Source organism: Glutamicibacter sp. MCAF14, assembly GCF_052114325.1.
Classification (GTDB): Bacteria; Actinomycetota; Actinomycetes; order Actinomycetales; family Micrococcaceae; genus Glutamicibacter; species Glutamicibacter arilaitensis.
In genome coordinates, this window is record NZ_JBFREO010000004.1 from 233,595 (window position 1) to 248,873 (window position 15,279).

At 61.3% G+C, this 15,279-nt stretch carries 10 protein-coding genes; 8 read left to right on the forward strand and 2 right to left on the reverse strand.

Translation table 11 applies throughout. The features are described 5' to 3' along the window. Positions 1-24: 24 nt before the first annotated feature. Positions 25-681: a sunset domain-containing protein gene (locus AB4Y71_RS08610; protein WP_441719616.1), complete on the reverse strand. Its 657-nt coding sequence runs from the start codon at positions 679-681 to the stop codon at positions 25-27. Positions 682-845: 164 nt separating this feature from the next. Between AB4Y71_RS08610 and AB4Y71_RS08615 the strand changes: the two genes are divergently transcribed. Then, positions 846-1,550: a class I SAM-dependent methyltransferase gene (locus tag AB4Y71_RS08615; protein WP_441719618.1), complete on the forward strand. Its 705-nt coding sequence runs from the start codon at positions 846-848 to the stop codon at positions 1,548-1,550. A 56-nt stretch (positions 1,551-1,606) separates the two neighbouring features. Here the strand turns inward: AB4Y71_RS08615 and rfbA are convergent, their stop codons facing one another. Next, the gene (gene rfbA / locus AB4Y71_RS08620) at positions 1,607-2,524 is read right to left on the reverse strand and encodes a glucose-1-phosphate thymidylyltransferase RfbA (RefSeq protein ID WP_441719621.1); all 918 of its coding nucleotides are present in this window, start codon (positions 2,522-2,524) and stop codon (positions 1,607-1,609) included. A gap of 105 nt (positions 2,525-2,629) precedes the next feature. Here rfbA and rfbB point away from each other — a divergent pair, with 105 nt between their 5' ends. The 7 genes from rfbB (at position 2,630) to AB4Y71_RS08655 (ending at position 15,255) form a co-directional block, all read left to right on the forward strand. Continuing rightward, positions 2,630-3,646, forward strand: coding sequence for a dTDP-glucose 4,6-dehydratase (gene rfbB, locus AB4Y71_RS08625; RefSeq protein ID WP_441719623.1), 1,017 nt, complete (start codon positions 2,630-2,632; stop codon positions 3,644-3,646). Further along, complete coding sequence (locus AB4Y71_RS08630) at positions 3,646-5,067, forward strand: sugar nucleotide-binding protein (RefSeq protein WP_441719625.1); 1,422 nt, start codon at positions 3,646-3,648, stop codon at positions 5,065-5,067. Before rfbB ends, AB4Y71_RS08630 begins: the two co-directional genes overlap by 1 nt. Positions 5,068-5,405: 338 nt before the next feature. Beyond that, positions 5,406-8,039, forward strand: a complete 2,634-nt coding sequence (locus AB4Y71_RS08635) for a helix-turn-helix transcriptional regulator (protein ID WP_441719626.1) — start codon at positions 5,406-5,408, stop codon at positions 8,037-8,039. Next, positions 8,036-10,723 (forward strand): LuxR C-terminal-related transcriptional regulator, encoded by a 2,688-nt coding sequence (locus tag AB4Y71_RS08640; protein WP_441719628.1) that lies wholly within the window; start codon positions 8,036-8,038, stop codon positions 10,721-10,723. The genes AB4Y71_RS08635 and AB4Y71_RS08640 overlap by 4 nt, the downstream gene beginning before the upstream one ends. Before the next feature lie 567 nt (positions 10,724-11,290). After that, positions 11,291-12,820: a sugar transferase gene (locus AB4Y71_RS08645; protein ID WP_441719631.1), complete on the forward strand. Its 1,530-nt coding sequence runs from the start codon at positions 11,291-11,293 to the stop codon at positions 12,818-12,820. Between the two features lie 456 nt (positions 12,821-13,276). Continuing rightward, a complete protein-coding gene (locus tag AB4Y71_RS08650; protein WP_441719633.1) occupies positions 13,277-13,993 on the forward strand; it encodes a hypothetical protein in 717 nt (238 codons plus the stop codon). Then, positions 13,990-15,255, forward strand: coding sequence for a hypothetical protein (locus AB4Y71_RS08655; protein ID WP_441719636.1), 1,266 nt, complete (start codon positions 13,990-13,992; stop codon positions 15,253-15,255). Before AB4Y71_RS08650 ends, AB4Y71_RS08655 begins: the two co-directional genes overlap by 4 nt. Positions 15,256-15,279: the final 24 nt, after the last annotated feature.

Below are 15,279 nucleotides of genomic sequence, written 5' to 3' on the forward strand. Positions count from 1 at the left end.
GGGTCGGATACCAGCCAGGCAGGCTTAGAGCTTCGAAGCCCGGTAGCCGGCCTTGCGCGCATCAGCTGCAGTCTTGAAGCATTCTTCTGGCTTCGTGATGTTGTAGAAGCGCTGTCCCTTGACGTGGTACTTCCACTCCTTCTGGCTGCCGGTGCGGTTGCCCTTCACCGGGTAGCCTGCAGGGCAGTTCTTTGCCTTGCCGCTCATCTTCACGGAACGCTTGGCGGCCGCCTTCTTCACCAGCAAGGTCTGCGTCTTCTGAATGGTCGAGGTCTTGCCCTTGAGCTGGTACTTGACCGTGGTGGTGACCTTGTAGGTGCCCGCTGCGAGCTTGACGGACTTCTTCTTGCTGGCGACGGTCTTCTTGCCCTTGACCACCTTCAGCAACGCCGACTTGATCTTCACGTTCTTTGCCTTGGAATAGCTAGGCTTGATGGTTGCCTTGGCTGAACCCTTGACAGTCTTCGTGCCAATTTTCTTGATCGTTACCGCAGGAGTCTTTTTCTTCGCAGCAACGATGCTGGCAGATGAAATGCTGGTGGGCAACGGAGCGGCCGAGGCCGCGGAGACACCGGAGAATACAAGTGCTCCCGAAGCGATGACAGCGAGTGAACGCTGAACTAATTTATTCAATTTCTCCCCATGGAAAGTCGAGCGAGCATGGGCACTGATCGGTCCCATGTGCTGATTCTAATCTGGACTGGGAATAGAAACTATGGCTGGACGCGATTGTGATCGATTGCGGCTATTGCCGTCGAAGCGTTACCCGAGCAGTCGAGTGTTTTCCCAATGATTAGTTGAAGCCTTTGCTAGGCTCGGGCAAAACCATGCAAAGGAGGGCGCCCGTGCCACAGGAAAGCAACTACGACGATTTCGCTCAGGACTACGCTGACGAGAACGAATTCAGCATGCTGAACGCCTACTATGAGCGGCCGGCCACCTTGGAACTGGCAGGAGAGGTTGCCGGCCGGAACATCCTGGATATCGGCTGCGGCGCCGGTCCGCTGTCGGAACAGCTCATGAGCCGTGGAGCGAACGTCTCGGGCTTCGACACCAGCCGGGCAATGGTGGACCTGGCACGCCAGCGGCTGGGCGAAGATGCCGACCTGAAAGTGGCGACATTGGGGGAGAAGCTCCCGTATGCCGACAACAGTTTTGACGATGCCATTGCTTCCTTGGTGTTCCACTATTTGCCGGACTGGGACTACGCACTGGAGGAAGTCCGCCGGGTCCTCAAGCCCGGCGGCCGGCTCATCATGTCGGTGAACCATCCGATTCTCTACCCGTTCAACCACCGAGGCAAGGACTACTTCCAGCTCACCCAGTACACCGACGAAGTGACTTTCAAGGGGAAGCCTGCCGAACTGACCTATTGGCATCGGCCTTTGCATGAAACCATGAAGGCACTGATCTCCGCAGGGTTCGCGGTGGAGCGTGTTTGGGAGCCGCCGTATGCCAAGGATGCGCCCGAAGGCGTGATTCCAGAAGCCTTGCGTGAACGCGACGCGTTCTTGAGCTTCCTGTTCTTCTCGCTGCGCTCGACGCGCTAGCCAGCGCACTGCTTCCGGGTGCCAACGGCGTCCGGAAGCCGCGAAGCCCTCGAATGTCAGCTGATAGCCGGCATAGCGGCAGGACGCGTTGAATGATGGGGATCGACGAAACTGTTTTCTGCCAGCTGAAGCAAGTAATCGCCATACCCGCTCTTGCCCAACTCCCGGCCCAAAGTGCGCAACTGGTCATCGCAGATGAACCCCTGGCGCCATGCAACTTCCTCGGGAGAACCGATCTTCAATCCCTGCCGCGCTTCGACAGTGCGCACGAAGTTGGAGGCGTCGTTGAGCGAATCGAAGGTTCCGGTATCAAGCCACGCAGTTCCGCGGGCCAGCACCGTGACGTTGAGGTTGCCCTCTTCGAGGTACAAGCGGTTGATGTCGGTGATCTCAAGCTCTCCACGGGCCGAAGGCCGCAAGCTCCGGGCTTTGCCAACCACCGAATTATCGTAGAAGTACAATCCCGGAACAGCATAGTGGCTTTTCGGGTCCAGCGGCTTCTCTTCCAGTGATATGGCCCGTCCGGAGCTATCGAACTCGACGACGCCATAGGCGCTGGGATCCTTGACCCAATAGCCGAAGATCCTTGCTCCGGGCTGGACGGCGTAGCTGCCCAGCTGGGTTCCGAAACCTGGTCCATGGAAGATATTGTCACCCAGCACCAGCGCCACGGATTCCCCGCCGATGTGCTCGGCGCCAAGTATGAACGCTTGGGCCAGGCCTTCAGGCCGGGCTTGCACGGCATAGGACAGATTGATGCCGAACTGTGAGCCATCGCCGAGCAAGGACTTGAACTGCCCCTCATCCTGCGGCGTCGTGATGACCAGGATGTCCCTGATTCCAGCGAGCATCAGCGTGGTCAGCGGATAGTAGATCATCGGCTTGTCGAAGACAGGCACCAATTGCTTTGAGATGCCTCGCGTGATCGGGTGCAAACGAGACCCGGTTCCCCCAGCTAGAATTATTCCCCTCATGGCTATCGAGCCTAATGAAGCGGGCAGCGATCTTGTCAGAGTAGTCATACTCGAGAATTGCTAGGAAGTTGCTTGGCCGCGGTGCCCACTGGCTACATTGGTGAGATGAAAAGAATCCTTGTAACTGGGGGAGCAGGATTCATTGGGGCAAATTTCGTGCACCATATGATTGCGCATTCCGACAGTGAAATCACCGTACTGGACAAAATGACCTACGCCGCCAACCGGCAGTCGCTGGAAGGCTTGGACAGCAAACGCGTCAACCTCGTTGTTGGCGACATCTGCGACTACGTGTTGGTCAACGAACTGGTGCCGCAACATGATGCTGTGGTCCACTTCGCGGCCGAGACGCACAACGATAATTCCTTGCACGACCCGCGCAGCTTCGTGAATTCAAATGTCTTGGGAACATTTGAACTCCTGGAAGCTGTGCGCAACCACGGCGTGCGCCTGCACCATATCTCCACCGACGAGGTCTATGGGGACCTGGAACTCGATGATCCGCAGCGCTTCACCGAAACCACGCCCTACAAGCCGTCCAGCCCGTATTCGGCTACCAAAGCCTCCAGCGACCTGCTGGTCAAGGCCTGGGTCCGTTCCTTCGGGATCGAGGCGACGCTGTCCAACTGCTCGAACAACTACGGGCCGTACCAGCATGTGGAGAAGTTCATCCCGCGGCAGATCACTAATGTCCTTGGGGGATTGCGGCCCAAGCTCTACGGCAATGGGGCAAATGTGCGCGATTGGATCCATGCCAGCGACCACTCCTCGGCGGTGCAACTCATTCTGGAAGCGGGCCAGGCCGGGCGCACCTATTTGATTGGTGCGGACGGAGAGAAGAGCAACCGCGAAGTGCTCGCACTGATTCTGGAGCTGATGGGCAGGAAAGCCGATGACTTCGATGCGGTGGCCGACCGGGCCGGCCATGACCTGCGCTATGCCATTGATTCCACGGTGCTGCGCACCGAGCTTGGCTGGCAGCCGCGGTACACCGACCTGGTGCAGGGCCTGGAGCAAGCCATTGGCTGGTACCGTCAGCACCGCTCCTGGTGGGAGCCGGCCAAGGCACAGACCGAGCAGCGCTACGCGCAGCAGGCCGATGCGTTCAAGGTTGCCAGCTGATGGGCGGCGCGGCGCAGCTACGGGTGGAGGGCAGCCCGATTCAAGGACTCGAGGTGGTCAGCCTGCCGGTGCACCGCGATGAGCGCGGCTGGTTCAAGGAGAACTGGCAGCGGGAGAAAATGGTGGCTGCGGGTTTGCCGGACTTCCGCCCGGTGCAGAACAATGTCTCCTTCAATGGCCCACGCGGGACCACTCGCGGATTGCACGCCGAGCCATGGGACAAATACATTTCGGTGCTGTCTGGAGAGATCTTCGGCGTCTGGGTGGATCTGCGTCCCGGGCACGGTTTCGGCAGCCTGTTTACCGCGAAGATGGGCGAAGGCGAAGCGGTCTTCGTGCCACGCGGGGTGGCCAATGCCTTCCAGACCTTGGCCTCGAACACCGTGTACTCCTACCTGGTCACCGAGCACTGGACAGAGGCAGCCCGGTTGGAATACAGCTACGTCAATCTGGCCGACCCGGATTTGGACATCCCCTGGCCCATCAGCTTGGATGAGGCCATAGTTTCACAGGCGGACAAGGAGCACCCACCGCTGGCGCAGGCGAAACCAGTGCAGCCCAAGAAAATTGCGGTGCTCGGCGGGAACGGTCAGCTCGGACGTGCCTTCGCCCAACTGGCGAAGTCAGATGAACGGATCGCTTTGTATACCCGCGCCCAGACCGACTTGCAGTCCCCGGGCTTCGCGGCATCGCTGGACCTTGCCAATTGCAGCCACGTGGTCAACGCGGCGGCGATGACCTCAGTGGACCGGGCCCAAACCCCTGCGGGCAGTGCCGAAGCGTGGCAGGTCAATGCCGTGGCCGTGCGCCAGCTGGCGGCACGATGCGGTGAGCTGGGGGTGCCGCTGGTGCATGTTTCCACCGACTATGTGTTCGATGGCGCGCAACGTGAGGTCGATGAGCTGCATCCGATCGCGCCGCTCGGAGTCTACGGCCAAAGCAAGGCCGCTGGCGAGCAGGCTGTGCTGGCTCACACCGGCAACTATGTGGTGCGCACCAGCTGGGTTATCGGGCAGGGCAACAATTTCGTGTCCACCATGCGCCGACTGGCCGATCAGGGAATCGCGCCCAGGGTGGTCGATGACCAAGTTGGACGACTGACCTTCGCCAGCGAGTTGGCCCGCGGTATCATGCACTTGCTGGATACCGGCAGCGCCCCGGGGATCTATCACCTGCAGGGCGGCGGCGAACCCGCCAGCTGGTACCAAGTTGCCCGCGAGGTCTTCGCCTTGTGCGGCCATGACCCGGATGCCGTGCAGCCGGTTTCCACCCGGGAGTATGCCTTGGACCGGCCCCATCTGGCACCCCGGCCGGTAAACAGCACGCTGGACACCGCAAAATTGCAAGCGACCGGCTTCGCGCCGAAGCCGTTATCCGACTTGCTGGACCAGTTCCTTGGCCAGAATCGCGTGACGTCATAAAAACCGGGTAGGTAAAAATCGGGTGTGGTCCAAGTGGAGGGCAGGTGAACGGAAAGAAACCCTCAGTCAGGTTCGACCATCCTGCGCACGGTGAGAGTTGTCCCAAGTCAACTTCAGAATTTGTGGGGACGAATTCGTTGTTGCCGAGTGATGGCGAAGTGCTGTGTATTCACTGGGAAAAGAAGAAAAAGTGACTGAGCTTCATTTATCCTGCCGAACCCAGTGATCTCGCTGCCTTTAAGTCATAGGATGGGGAAATACGAGGAAGAGTCCAGGCGGATTCTTTCGCGGTCAAGCGGTTAATTTGGGGGAACGAACCGATTGGGGCGGTTTGAATAATGGAATATTCACGAATTCTCTCGCTGGCGGGCACTCGCAATGCTCAAGCGCAGCGGGGAGATAGCAAGACAACTTCGAAACTCTCGCGGATTTCGCAAGGCATTTTGGGCAGAGTCCTGAACGACCCGCATTGCGCCGGAACTGTGATCTCCGGACCAGTGGGCAGCGGTCGAAGGGCGCAGCTGGAAACCGACTTGGGCCAGATGGCCGAGCCGCCGAAGCTGATCCGGCTGAACGGAAGCAACTTCGGCACGAAAGTGCCTTTCGGTGTGCTTTCATTCCTGCTTGCCCAAGTCGACGTGGCCGGAGCTTCGAGCCGTCATGAGCTGATCCACCAGCTGGGCCGGGTGCTGTGTACCGACCAGCGCCCGTCAATGGTGGTGCTCGGGCGGCCTGAATTGATCGACGAGCAATCCAGCTCCTTGCTCGCCCAGCTGGCCACGATGGGCAAGATCAAGCTTTTCGTGATCTGCGAACACGTGCAGGATCTTCCTGGGGACCTGTTCGCCTTGTACCGTTCGGGCCGGCTGGCGCACCAGCGCGTCGAGCGCATGGGCAGCATGGAAACGCACGCTTTCGTCCAGCAGGAATTGGAAGGGCGGGTCTCCGCCTACGCATCGGCAACCCTGTGCTACTTGGCCGGGGGCAACCGCTCGCTGATGCTCAAGTTGATGCACAGCTGGCGCGAAGACGGCCATCTGCTGCAACACAACGGTACCTGGGCCTTGCGGATAAACGCGCTCGATTCCGGGCCTGCGATGCAGGCCCTGCACGTTTCGCTGACCCATGGGCTCGATGACGGTGAACGCGAACTGCTCGGGGCCCTGGCACTGGGCGGGCCGGTGGAACTCAACCGCATCCGGCGTTCGGGCCTGACCTGCGAGCTTGACGGCTTGCTGAACCGTGGCCAGGCCAAGTACCTGCCCGGCGCCGCCTACAAGGTAGGCATATCCAATCCGCTGCTGTCCCTGCTCGTGCGCGCCGAATCCAGCAATCAGGCTCACCCTCACGGTGTGGAACTGCTGGCCAAGTTGCACAAGGACCCATTGGCTGCCCGGATACTTGCGCAACTGAAATCCCTGAACGACCTTGGCGACTACGAATCGCAGCTCAGGGTGGCTGAAGACTTCCAGCAGCAGGGCTATCACGTCGAACGCTGGCCAACTGACCCGCGCACCCGGGTGGGCATCGTGGAAATGCACGTGCGCGCGCTGGCCATGCTCGGCCAGTTGTCCCACGGACTCGAAGCAATCGACCTGGCCAAGGCGGGACTGGCCCAGGCCATCAGGGAATCCGGCCCGCGCGAATCCCTGGATATCGCATTCCAGGAACTGGAACTGCTCAGCACGTTCGCGACCTTATTCAGCACCGAGATGACCAAAGAAACGAGCATCGCCGGCAGCAGCGAGTCACTGCTGTCTTCGTCAGGCTGGATGAGCGAGTCATTGCACCTGCGGTCCCTGTCGTTGCAAGCTGCCAGCTGGGCGGCGCAGTCGCGACAGGCCGATGCCATGAAGCTGGTCCGTTACGTGGACGGGGAACTGCGCAATATCCGCTTCAACGGCCCGACGGTCTCGAATTTCCATTCCGAGGACGCAGCAGACATAGAGTTCCAGCTGCTCCAGGCCGAATTGCTCTCCGGAGTCTGGAACGCGGCATCAGCCCGCGCCCAGCGCCTGGCCGAAGGGCAGTACATCAGTCCCTTGCTCATTTCCTACGGGGACATCATGCGGGGGATCCTGCTGGGACTGGGCAATGACTACGACGCTGCCTTGCGCCTGCTGGAACCGAACCTGCACCAGATGCAAGTGGCCGGAGACCGGGGAACCGAAGCACTAATTGGATCGGTCATTGCCTATGCGCTGGCTTGCTCCGGGAGGCGGGTGGAGGCATCCGCACTGGTATGCCCTGAATACGGGACCCCCGGAGCGATGAAGATGCCGCTGAGCTTCTACTCCTGGGCGGCAGAAGTCTTCTCCTGCCTTGCGTTGGCCGAACTCGGCTCGCCGCAGGCTGCAAGGCTGCGGCTGGCAACCTTCGCCCAGCGTGCCCGCGGCGGCCAGCACACCCTGCTCGAAGCGCTGACCTTGGGGTTCGCCGCGCGGCTGGGAGACCAGCTGGTGCTGCCGCAGCTGCGCAGCGCCGCCAGACGCTGCGAGGGCCTTGTCGGACAGAACCTGGAGGCGCTCGCAGACGCGGCGTCGGCCAAGGACTCGCCGCGCTTGGCAGCGGCTCTGGACGGCATGGTCGAGGCCGGGCACTTGCTCATGTCCGTGCCATCGAACAACGAGTTCGTCGCATCAATGGAAGCCAGGGATCAGCGCAAGCTTTCCCGGACAGTCAACGGCCGCAAGCGGGCCTCGGCTCCGCAGATCCAGCAGCACGACGAGCTGCAGTTTGAAGCCATCGAACAGCAGCCGGGCTGGATGCGCGAGTTGACCAAGCGCGAGGCCCAGATCGCAAAGATGGCCATAACTGGCAAAACGAATTCGGAAATTGCAAAATTCAATGGCGTCTCGATTCGCACCGTGGAGGGGCATCTGTACCAGGTATATTCCAAGCTCCAGGTCCGAAATCGCCAGGAGCTCACTGCGCTTGACCGCACCAGCCGCCGTACCGCAGGGCTGCGATGAAACAGCATCAACTGATTACCAAGACCAGGACAACTGAATACAACCGGCTGCTGCAGATCCTGCAAAGGCCAGGTCCTGCCGGCGTCTTGCTGCTGGGCGAGCAGGGCGTGGGCAAGACCAGCCTCGTGGAGGCAGTGCTGGCTTCCCCGGGCATGGGCGAGCCGGTCATGACGCTGTATTGCACGCCGTCCTTGAGCACTATTGCCCATGGTGCCTTGTCGCCATATCTGGGGGCCCTGGAGAGCATCGACGAGCCGGTGAGCGTGCTGCGCGAGCTAAATCGGAGCCTGCTTTCCAGCCGCGGGCAGGTTGAACCGCATATCGTTGTGGTCGAAGACGCGCAGTTCCTGGACCCGCAGTCCTGCTTTATCCTCTCTCTGCTGGTGGAAAACGCCGACGTGAAGGTGCTGGCCCTGGGCAGCGGGTCGCTAGAAGCGGATAGCCCGCTGGGCGCGCTGGCCGAGCTGGGATCCTTCACCACCATGGCCCTGCAACGCCTGGACCGCAAAGGGGTGCGCGCGGTGGCCGAAGGAGTGATGGGGCGCAAGCTCGCCGAGGGCACGGTGAGCCTGATCGATGTGGTCACCGGCGGTAACCCCAGCTTCGTTGAAGCCTATGCTGCATCCTGCCTGGAACAAGGCACGCTTTTCCACGATGACAGGCTGCCGCAGGGCCCCGGGCTCCACGAGCCGGTATGGATCGTGGCCCGCGCACTTCCGGAAATCGATACGCCAATGTTGACGCTGGGCCAGGAAATCACCCGGTCCCTGTCCGTTCAGGAGCAGCAGTCGCTGTTGTTGCTGGCTTTGGCCGGACCGCAGCCTCCAGAAGTGCTGGAGCAGTGCGGATTGCCCTACCGGCGGCTGCTGAAAATCGGCGAGCTGATGCGGCAAGGCCCGGCGATGGCCTTGAAGTCCAAGCTCATGCAGCGGGTCGTCCGCGCCTTGGCCACCGAGCAGGACATCGCACAGTTGCATGACCTGTGGGTTACCGCGGCGGTCTCGCTGGGAAAAGAGCCAAATGCCCGCGAGGTGCTGTGGTCCTTGGAAACCGGTAAGCAGGTGCCCACGAAGCTGGTCCTGGATTTGGCCGAGCAGGCCGCTCGGGAACTGAATTTCGGGTTGGCCCTGCGCCTATGCGTCTTGGGTAAGCTCGCCCGGCATCATGGGCAGGGAGCGCTGCTCGAAGCGCGGATGCTGCTGAGCATGGGGCGGCACCATGCCGCACGCGCGCTGCTGCTGCGCCTGATCGATCAGCTGACGGATCTGGCGCTGCTCGGGCAGGCCTACGCCTACCTGCTGGAGGTCACCACGAATATCGGAACTGATGGCGCCGAATTGGAGCGGATCCTGGACGATTGGAAGCATCGTGCCCGGGGGCACGCGGACGCAGAAGAGGTATCCAGTTTCGTGGCCCTGCATAGTGCGGGGGCCAGAGTCCTGGATTTCTGGCTCAGGGTCAATACCGCCCGCGGTCCGCTGCCCAGCGTTTCCGAGCTGCAAGAATTCCTGGAAGACCGGCTGCTGCCCGCGCAGGTGCGCTTCATCGGCATGATCATGCTCAGCGACCTGCACACTTCCGCCGGCCGGTGCCAGCAGGCCCTGGATCTGATGGAACCGGCTTTGCAGGACCTCAAGGAGTACCCGGTCCCGCAGGCCATGTACGAGGTCCGGGTGTTCTTCCGCATCGGCTGGAACCTGCTGTTCTTGGGACAATACGAGCGCGCCGCGGCATTCATCGACTCCTATCGCCATGCCCGGCTCCGTTCCATCCAGTACTACCAGGGGGCCATCTCGCTGCTCGATGGCGTCAGCCACCTGCTGCGAGGCAGAGTCCAGCTCGCCATGGCCAAAATGGCCGAGGCCGTGACGGAGCTGCAGATTGCGGACATCACTCAACTGCTGGCCTTGGCCAATAAACTGTACCGGCTGCTGCTGGCCCGGTTGGGCTTTCCGGTGCCTGAATCCCTGGTGATCGGGCCCGGGTCCTCCAGTTCCAGCGGGACGATTTCGCTGAACGGACAGCTGGGCGAGGAGTCGTCGAAGCAGCGGATCCTCGCACGGGCCTTCGCTGCGGGGCTGGGTTATCCGTATCCGGGTGAGTCGCTGGAGTGCTTCCCGCTGGTGGAACGCGAATTCGTTTTCAGCATGACACGGCAGCTGGGGGACCAGGAGCTGGCCGACTCCCAACTGGGTGAAAGACTGCGCGCCTTGGCGGCGGGGCAGCAGGGATCGCGAGCGGCGTTTTTGGCGCGCCTGATGGACTTGCGAGGCTCAGAGCTTGGCGAGCCGCTGGAGCAGCTGGCCCAGGACGCCCTGGCCAAGAAAGAATACCTGGTGGCGATCGAGGCCTGGGCCCGGGCGGCCGAACGCTACGCCCAGTCCGGAGACCAGCGGCGCTGCGGCGCCTTGCTGCGCCGGGCCGCCCAACTGATCGACCAACAGGGGATGGACCCGGGAAAGTACATCGCCCGTGTCCTGGCCATGACAGAACTGACCGCGCGGGAAACGGAAATCGTCAGCCTGGCCCGGCAGGGATTGAATAACGCGCAGATTGCCCGGGCCTTGACGGTCTCGCAGCGCACGGTGGAGGGGCATCTCTACCGGGTATTTTCGAAGTTGGGGATTACCGAGCGCGCGGAATTGGATCACGCAGGGCTTGAAGCGGGTACAACCGGCAGGTAGCACGTGCCGGTTTGCGCAAACTTGGGGTAGGTACCACCCGTGCCCGGCCCAGCACAGGTGAGTAATGTGATTTGCGGGAGCTGGCGAATTACGCAAGCGATCTTTTGCGAACGAGTGCCCGTCGGTCTGGCGCGCGCTTGGTGTTTTGCGGCGAAGCTCATCCCAGAGACGGAGCCGGTGGCTTGCGAATCCGCAAGGATTACCCCCAGCGCGACCGCCGGCTCCTTTCCGAAAAGACCCTGTACCGGCAACCCCTCTGCGCCGGTGCAGGGTTTTTCTATGCACTGCCGGTCTTTTCCAAGTAGTGATCGAGTAGGAACCAAGTGCCACGTGAGTATTTGCGGGTACGGCAGGCAATCTTTTGAGTGTTCCTCCACTCGTGCATCGGATGCTTTCGCATCCTAGGCTCAAGGTAAAGAACGGCAGCCGGGCTGGTGGGACAGCGCGATTGCCTTGTGTTTTGGGGAACTCGCTTATTTCTTGGGGGAATACAGATGCTTGACTTTGTGTTGCCGACCAGCGACCACCCTTGCAGCGTTGAATCGCTAGTCAGGGTGGGAACAAGCCATGTCGCAAATTAGCAGCAAACTAGGCGAAGATCATGTGTCTTCGCTCGGAACCTGGACGCTGCCGCGTCCAGCAATCAAAAGGGAAACCGGCACCATTGGTGCCCAAGGACGCGCCTATCTGCGCCGGCTATACGGTACTGACCTGCTGGTCATTGCGCTGGTGAGCGCCTTGCCAGCAATCGCGCAAGCCCAAAACTCGCAGATATCTCGATTGCTGGCAGGCAGCACGCAATACTATGCGTTGGCCGGCCTTCTGTTGACCGTCGCCTGGATGACTAGCTTGCAATCCTTTAAAGCCCATCGTTTGGGCAGCGTTGCCGTGGGCATGCAGGAATACAAGATCATGGTCTATTCGGGGTTGATGCTCTCGGGCTTCATCGGAGTACTTATCGTGATCACCGGCCAAGAGAGCCTGAAGATCTTTCTCGTACTTTCCTTGCCGTTGGGACTCTCCGCGCTGCTGACGAGCAGGTGGACCTGGCGCCAGTGGCTGGGACTGCGCAGCAGAAGCGGCTATGCTCTGAGCAATGTGCTGGTCTACGGCCAGCCCGCTGACGCCCCGTTCGCAATCTGCCAGATTTCCAAGAAGTCAGGACCTGCCTACCGTGTTGTTGGGGTGCTGATGGACGGCGCGGCGGATCCGGAAGCCGAACACGATATCCGCGAGGTTGATCCGGTACTTCCGCTGCTCTATGACACCGGCGCCATCGAGCAGGAAATCCAGCGGTTGCATGCTGATTCGGTGATCGTGGCTGGACCATTGCCCGGTGGCAATGAAGCCTTGCAGCAGTTGGGCTGGCGTCTTGAAGGCACCGGAACCAGGCTCATTGTGGCCTCCTCGCTGATCGGAGTAGCCAGCCGCCGCGTGCGCACCAGCCCAATGGATGGGATGCCCCTGTTGCATGTGGAACTGGCGAAATTCACTGGGACGCGATACTTCTTCAAGCGTGCCTTCGACATCGTCTTTTCGCTGCTCGCCTTGCTGGCCCTGTCGCCGGTTTTCCTGGTGATCGCCTTGCTGATCAGGCGTGATGGCCCGGGGAAGATCTTCTTCCTCCAGGAACGGGCCGGCCAGGATGGCCGTCCCTTCAAGATGTTCAAATTCCGCACCATGGTCCAGGATGCCGAAGCACAATTGGCCGCGTTGCAGAAGCTGAATGAAGGGGCAGGGCCGCTGTTCAAATTGAAAGACGACCCGAGGGTCACCCGGTGCGGCAACTGGCTGCGCAAGCATTCATTGGATGAGCTGCCACAGTTCCTCAATGTCCTGCGCGGGGACATGTCGGTGGTCGGACCCCGTCCGGCGCTGTTCGCCGAAGTGGAAACCTATGATGGCCACGCCCGCCGCAGGTTGCTGCTGAAGCCGGGGGTGACCGGACTTTGGCAGGTCTCCGGACGGTCGAATTTGGAGTGGAAGGAAAGCGTGCGGCTGGATCTGTACTACGCAGAGAACTGGACCGTGCTCAGCGATTTGCGGTTGATCTGGCGTACCTTCCAGGTCATGGTCAAGCCCGACGGTGCCTACTAGGAGCCAGGATGAGAACTTGCATCGTGCCCGTGGCGTTGACTGCGGGCACGCCATGGCAGGACCACTGGGACAAGCAGATATCGGGCCGCATCAATTTGCAGCCAGGATCCGCAAGCATGCGCTACCTTTCATCGGGTGCCTAGCGCAACCAATGTTCGAAAACAAAGCAGTACGGATTCTGTGGGGGATCAGAAAATGCGTTCGTTGCGAGCACATGAGCCTGGAAGCACTCGGGCTATCAACAAGAATTGCTCTGGCGGGACACCGCCGGATGCGCATCAACCAGTCCATCCGATTTCCCGCGCGGGAGAAATCCCGCGTGCGACTTCCGGGTGGGCTTATGAGGCGGAGTCGGCGGCATGTCAGTCGCGCGAAAACACGACTTGCCCCCCAGCTGCCGCCGACTCCTTTGCCACGAAACCCGCCGGACGGATAAGAATTCTGGCAACGCTGGGGATGCTCTGCTCATCGATCTTCTTGCTTGCAGCGTGCACTTCAGCTGCGCCCCAGGCGAGCGAGCTGGACAACGGGGCGCAGCAAGCACAAGCACCATCACCGTATGCACCGCCAACAGGCAAGCCTGCGGCCAATCCGACGAAGGCGCCGAAAGACAGTGCGCCGCAGCCGGAAGCAACCAAGGTTCCCAGCGACGAGCCAACACCCGAAATCGAGAAGCCAGCAGATTACAGCGGGGTTGCCTTCGAAGCCGAGGGGGGAAAGCTGCCGGTCGTGAAGCGTTCCGGTGAGGCAGTCAGCGCCGCTGACCGGTTGCCGGCAGATATGGAGGATGAAAGCGAAGCCAGCTATCGGGACGGGGTCAGCGTCAAGGTTTCGGCCATTGGCAATGGCACCGTGAAAAGTGAAGGACCAGGCTATTTCACCGGAGCGCCGTACCGGGTCTACGAGGTTCGAATCAGCAATGGAACCGACAAGGTGCTGGATATCTCCAGCGTGCTCGCTTATCTCGTGCTGGGCAAGAACCAGCTGGTCGCACTGCCCCTTTATGGCGAGGTCGAGGCCTATGACTTCACGGGCACCATCGAGGCCGGAAAGCAGGCCAGTGCCCGCTACGCCTTCATCGTCGCGGAGGCCGGCGCCCCCGCAAAGCTGCAGGTGGATCTGGACAACCTGCACGCTCCGGGGCTGTTCGCAGTGAAAGCAGAGAAGAAATGACTGCTGCCAGAACCCTGCTTGACAAGGCCACCGGCGTGGCGTCATCTTCCACGGCCCAAGCAATCCAGTCTCTGACGAGCCTGATTGTGCTGATGCTGGCCTCCAAGCTCCTGGGGCTGGAGGCTCTGGGCCTCATTTCGACGCTCTACGGAGCGCTGATCCTTGCAGCTGCCATCGTTTCCGGCTTTGTCGGCGACTCGCTGACGGTTCTGGACCGGCATGATCCGCATGTGCAGGCGGGACTGCGCTTCTGGCTCGCTTTGCTGGCCCTGTCCCTGGGGGCCATCGGAGCGTTGCTTTGCTGGGCGGGTACCGAGCTGGGCTTGCTCGGAGCCGTGCTCTACGGCTTGACAGTGGTTGCCTACGTCGCTGAAGAGCTGGTTCGGCGCAGTTACATGGTGATCCTCAACTTCGGAAAGCTGATCGCGGTGGACCTGGCGGTATTGGGAACCACCAGCATGGTGCTGCTGGGATTCGGCGTCTTCTCCACCCTGACGCTGGAAGCGTTCTTCTTGGCGGTCCTGGCCGGGCAATGCGCCGGAACCGCCTTCGGTTGGCTGCGCCTGCCAAAAAGCGAAAAAACACCGGCCCGCCGTCCGGCTCAGATCCGGGCCGTCGCCAGGTTCGGAATCTGGCGCTCTGCCCTGCAAGGACTGCGTCCGGCCCAGCTGACCGTGATGCGCGTGCTCGTCACCGCCTTGATCGGCCTGGCCGCGGCCGGCTCGCTGGAGGCGGCCAGGCTTTATGCTGCTCCTGCGATGCTGCTGGTCACTGGCACCTGTGCCTACCTGTTTGCGTCACTGGCCCGCGACCGAGATGCCGGTCCATGGCGCCAGCTGAAGAACACTGATTCGGTGGTGCTCAAGCTGTTGCTGGCCACCGCAGGCTGCGCGGCCATTGGACTGGTGCTGCTGCCTTGGGGCGGACCTCTGCTGACGGGCATCCGCCCGTCAGGTCTTGCTGTTACCGGGTGGCTGGCGTATGCCAGCGCGGTGGCGGCGTCCACACCGTATGGCCTGCTGGCTGCGGTACATGAGAATGCACGGCCGGTATTTGCCATCAGGTTCATGGACAGCATCCTGTCCGTGGTGCTGATTGCCACCGTGCTGGTATTCACTTCGGATTACCGGCTGGTTCCGTGGGCCGCCGCCGCTGGTGCTTTGGCCGGCGGCTTGGCCATGCGACGGTGGCTGCAGAAATCGGTTGCCGTGCACTTGCCCCGGCAGGGGCAACCAGCGGACCGATTCGCCCAGCAGCGCTGACTTGGCAAAGCCCCGGTATCAATA